The organism is Chitinivibrionales bacterium, assembly GCA_014728215.1.
GTDB lineage: Bacteria > Fibrobacterota > Chitinivibrionia > Chitinivibrionales > WJKA01 > WJKA01.
The window spans coordinates 1-4,737 of the sequence record WJLZ01000166.1; the positions used below are offsets into that span (position 1 = coordinate 1).

The 4,737-nt window shown below is 48.6% G+C and carries 3 protein-coding genes; 1 reads left to right on the forward strand and 2 read right to left on the reverse strand.

Features of this window, described 5'->3' with window-relative positions; all coding sequences use genetic code 11:
• Together GF401_14705 and GF401_14710 are read right to left on the reverse strand one after the other, a co-directional pair.
• Window positions 1–2,983 (reverse strand): hypothetical protein (locus GF401_14705; protein ID MBD3346302.1); only part of this gene is annotated, 2,983 nt, incomplete at its 3' end.
• A 5-nt stretch (window positions 2,984–2,988) separates the two neighbouring features.
• Window positions 2,989–3,861 (reverse strand): hypothetical protein, encoded by an 873-nt coding sequence (locus tag GF401_14710; GenBank protein ID MBD3346303.1) that lies wholly within the window; start codon window positions 3,859–3,861, stop codon window positions 2,989–2,991.
• A gap of 11 nt (window positions 3,862–3,872) precedes the next feature.
• Here GF401_14710 and GF401_14715 point away from each other — a divergent pair.
• A partial coding sequence (locus GF401_14715) for a protein kinase (GenBank protein ID MBD3346304.1) occupies window positions 3,873–4,737 on the forward strand: 865 nt, incomplete at its 3' end.

A 4,737-nucleotide genomic window follows, 5' to 3' on the forward strand; every position in this document is an offset into this window, starting at 1 on the left:
CGTTATCCCAGTCAACTTCTATAGAATCGATTGTACCATTGGGATCACCGGCAAAAATTGTGTAATTAGTAATATCCCTTACCCAGATATCATTGACCGGTTTTATGCTGTCTACTGATGGCGCTCCGGAGAGCACGGTGACGGCAAAACTCGAATCCTTTGTCATTCCGTCAGGGTCCTTAACTCTGACAAGAATGGAACGCGCTCCGCTGTCGGCACGGGCAAATTGAAAATCCGTACATACTATAGAATCACCTATCGCTTTCCGGCGAATGTCAAAAGGCTGATCGCCGCCCCAGGATATAAGAATACTATCGATATAATCATTTTCATCACTGCCCTTAAAAATAAAATCAAGGCTATCCCTTATGTAAATACCATCAAGAGGCTTGCTTACCCGTATCGAAGTTACGCGCGGGATTCCCGGTTTGACATATATCTCCCACGATACAGTATCGCTGGAAATGCCGTCATTGTCAACAACAAAATATTTTACGTTTTTCGGTCCGGGGTCCCCGAAAGAATGCGCAATAATACTGTCGGCGCTCATCTCATACGGCAAGCCCGTGTCCCATGATATTGCCCATTGCGCAATACTGTCGTTTGGATCGCTGGCGGAGAGTGTATAGTTAACATTGTCATTGATCCAGACACTGTCGGGTGTTATCAGCGTAGCAAGCGGTTTCCCCGGTTTCACATACACCGAATCACTCAGCGTATCGGAACTGATATTGTCATTGTCAACGACATAAAAGCTCAAATGCTTTAATCCGCCGGTGGCATAGGCGTGTTCGATTATTGAATCGGCATACTCAACAAAAGACAAGCCGTCATCCCATTTTACATAATACGCAGCAACGGTCCCATTCACATCGGTTGCGGATAACGTGTAACCAACCGAATCCATAATCCACACGGAATCAGGGGAAAAACTGTGTATGACCGGTTCTCCCTTTGTCACTACAACCGAATCGCCGATTGAAACATAGGGAGATTTGACATTGTCATCATCGATTGCAGCGGCGGCAAAAAGGTATTTGCCGGGGTCGCTCAGTGTAAAAGAAAATGCGGTATTGATATGCGCCGAAGGCGATACGGTGATTATGCTGTCGGTGAGGTCATTTATCCTGACGGCTATCCGGTTAATCAGGCCGTTCGTATCAGACGCGGTAACGGCAAGCGTTATTTCCCCGCCGGCCCAGGTAATCACAGGGGTTGCATCAACAGTGTTTATTTCCGGGGCGCCTTCATCGATAACTATAGAAATTATTGCAGGGGTTTCTGCGGAATCGCCCCGCTGGTTCCGGCACCCTGCCTTGATTGTATCTATTCCGGAGGCGCTATATACAATAGTTATTGTTCCATTAGTGGTTGCCGTATCCCAGACGCCGTCGCCCCCGAAATCCCAGTGATAGCCGACAATTGAATCACCAGTGTTGCCGGGCAAACCATTTACCACTATCGTCAGAGAATCGTTTATAAATACCATGGTATCGAGCACCGGACGCTCGAAATATGGCTTACTTGCGGTTACCGTGGCCCCGAGTGTTGCCGTATCGCTGATAAAGCCCTCATTGTCAACAACATAGCATTTTATCTCCTTTTGTCCGGGAGTCAGAAATTTCATCGTCCACGATAGCTCGCCATTTGTAGAAACAGGATTCTGATTATCGCTGCTCAGATAATAAACTCCTGCTATTCCGCCGTCGCTGTTGCTGTCTTCAGCTTTTATAGTAAGCGTTACTTGCTGATTAATCGGCACATTAAAATCGGTGGTGACAAAGGAACATGATGGACGAAACGCCCGTACCACAATTCTCTGCTGATGCCGCCAGGTCGAATCACCACCCCCGATTTTCCCCATAACGCTCAGTGTAAACGGCGGAATCGAATCTCCAATATACAATTCAAGCTCTCTTCCTCCACCGGTGGTAGCAAGGGAGTCCCAGATCGAATCGGGGGTCATTTTCCAGTGATACGTTACCTCCGGGCCGGTGAGCGGTACACCATTCTCGGTGACCTGCACTTTCCACGAATTCCACCGGCGGGCGCGGATTGTGTCGGGGAATTGCTCGATATTGAGCGAATAGGTGAATGTCATTACGGTAACGAAAAGCGTATCCGGGCTGCTTGCCGTGCCGTATCGGTTAATGCCCGTGGCAATTACCGTGTCGGGGCCGGCGTTAGAAAATGTCGCTTTCAGTGTGCCGGTGGTTGTAACCGAAAGGCCCGGCCCCTTCACAAACCATCGTATCGAGTCGCAATTGGATGATTGCACCGACAGGGTCGTTTCCACGCCAAGAGGAACATCAAGGGTCCGCTGAAGAAACTCGACAGAAGGTGGAGAGGGTTGAAACGCTACAGTGACCGTATCGGTAGAGACCGAATGGCCCAGGGTGTCGCTTATCACGGCAAAAACGGAATGGCTCACAACGGTATCGCTTTTCAGAATGAACTGTCCATCGGCGGACTGCTCTTCGGCAAAGATACTGTCGACAAACCACCGGGCCGTAAGAGGGAGGCTGTCGGTTGCCGAAATGGAAAGAGAAACCGTTTCACCCGATGAATAATCCCCGGCCCCCTCAACGGCAAAGGGATTGATCACCGTCACCGGCAAGCCGACCGACGTCTCTTCAGAATTTGGATGGACTCCCGTTACGACAACGCTCCCGTTGAAAGCGCCGGTAAATATGATTGTCATCTGCGAATCATTCATGGTTTGCCCGAAAAAAGATGCGTCGATAAATCCGGAAGGATCGGTGCTTATTGAATAAGTTTGAAATGTGTCCCGCCCGATGCTCTCGTAATCGATGAAATAGGGTTGTAACGTAAAAAAAGTATCCCGCGGCGCACTCCATTCCGCATCGAGCACATACTCTCCTTCGTAGTTATCGAGGTAGGGCGATGTTGTCCTTTGACAGACAATAAACAGCACAAGCAGCGCCGCCGTCGAAGCAATGATAATCAGGCGGAATTTTCCCATCGCCGCTATTTGTCCTTTCCTTTTGCATTCACAAGGTGAAATATAAACGCAGGGACCGTTAATACCGCGGCGGAAACGCCGGTGACAAGAGAAACTTTATACTGTCCGGTCGCTTTGTCGAATTTCGCCTGGGCTGCGACATGCTCCATGATCCGGGCGGCTTCCCTGTCTGTGTTATACGCCGATGCATAGAAAACGCCGCTGGTAACCGCAGCGCTGAGGCCGAGACCGTACATCAGATAAACAAAGCGCGGTGTTTTTTTCCTTTTCGGCGCCAGAGGAGACGGGCAACGGAGCGTAAAAAGGGAATCATTATTGATGGTGATGGAATAATCGGACGTTTTAAGAGCAAGAGGAAGCGCTCCGGAAAACCGTATCGAGTCAATAACAAGAGAATCGCATTTGCCCTTTGAAATGACGCCTCGTTGCGCATGCCTTATTACCGCATATTTCAAATCAAGCTTACCCGATTCGCCAACTTCAATCCCTTTCCACAGAAAATTATCGTTCCTGGGTTTTTTTACCATATCGGCGCTGTCTATTTTCGTGAAAACGACCGGCGCATCGCGCGTCCCGGCTGCTTCCAGCTCTCCGTTGACCGCTATGAATGCATCAGGCTCAAAAAATAAGGTGACATTGCCGGGAATAGTCAGCTTTTTGCCCTCAGGGACAACAAACCCGCCGGCTATCGCCCACTTATTGGAAGCAAACGAAGATGGTTGGATAGAATCAGTCAGGAGCATATACCCGCGCCTGGCGTAACGCTCTTGAAGGATTTCTTTCATATCGACAATATTCGGTTTAATCGGGCTTAATTCTTCGGCAAAAGCGCCGACCGTATGCAATAAAATCGCAATAATAATAGTAGAGTATCTCATGACCATAAGCTGTGACAGTATCCGATCCAAATTCTTTCTGGAAATACCTGGTGCAAATTATATTAAAAATAGGTGAAAACCACGTTTATGAACAAAAAAATTCAGCCTTTTACCTTTTCATTCCAGGACGTTATCGTTTGAATTCTTTAGAAATAGAAAAAATTTTCAAAGATCCCCGATATCCGCCTGTCGGCACTATCATAGCGAACTGCAAGCTTACCTCAATTATCGGTATTGGTGGTGTTGCAGTGGTATATCAAACCTTTGAAATCGACCTCGAATTGCAGCGGGCCATGAAAATGCTCAAAGCCGACGCCGCTGGTTATCTCCGGAAAAAATTCGAGGCCGAAGCCAAGCTGACCGCCAGGCTGGACCATCCGAATATTGTCAAAGTGCATGGAAGCGGCATATACGATGGTCGTCTTCCATTTATACACATGGAATATATCGACGGAAAGTCGCTTCGAACACTCCTGACCGCTCATCATACTCTGCCGCCCGCGGTGTGTCTTTCAATCATAACCATAGTCTCCTCGGCGTTGGAATATGCCTACGCGCAGTCTTACTCTCTCTGGGGAAAGCAGGGCAATAAGCTTGTCCATCGTGACCTGAAACCCGAAAACATTCTCATCTCAAATGAGGGCGTCGTGAAAGTTATGGATTTCGGACTTTCACAATTTGAAAGCGGGCGGAATGAGGGCGGATGGGGCACGACGCCGTATATGGCCCCCGAACAGATCGACCATCAGCCCGCGGACCTGCGAAACGATTTGTACTCGATGGGCGTTATTCTTTACGAATTGCTCTGCGGCGTCCGGCCTTTCCCGGATGATGAATTACTGCATGAACGGCTAAAAAAACAGGGCAAATATCAGC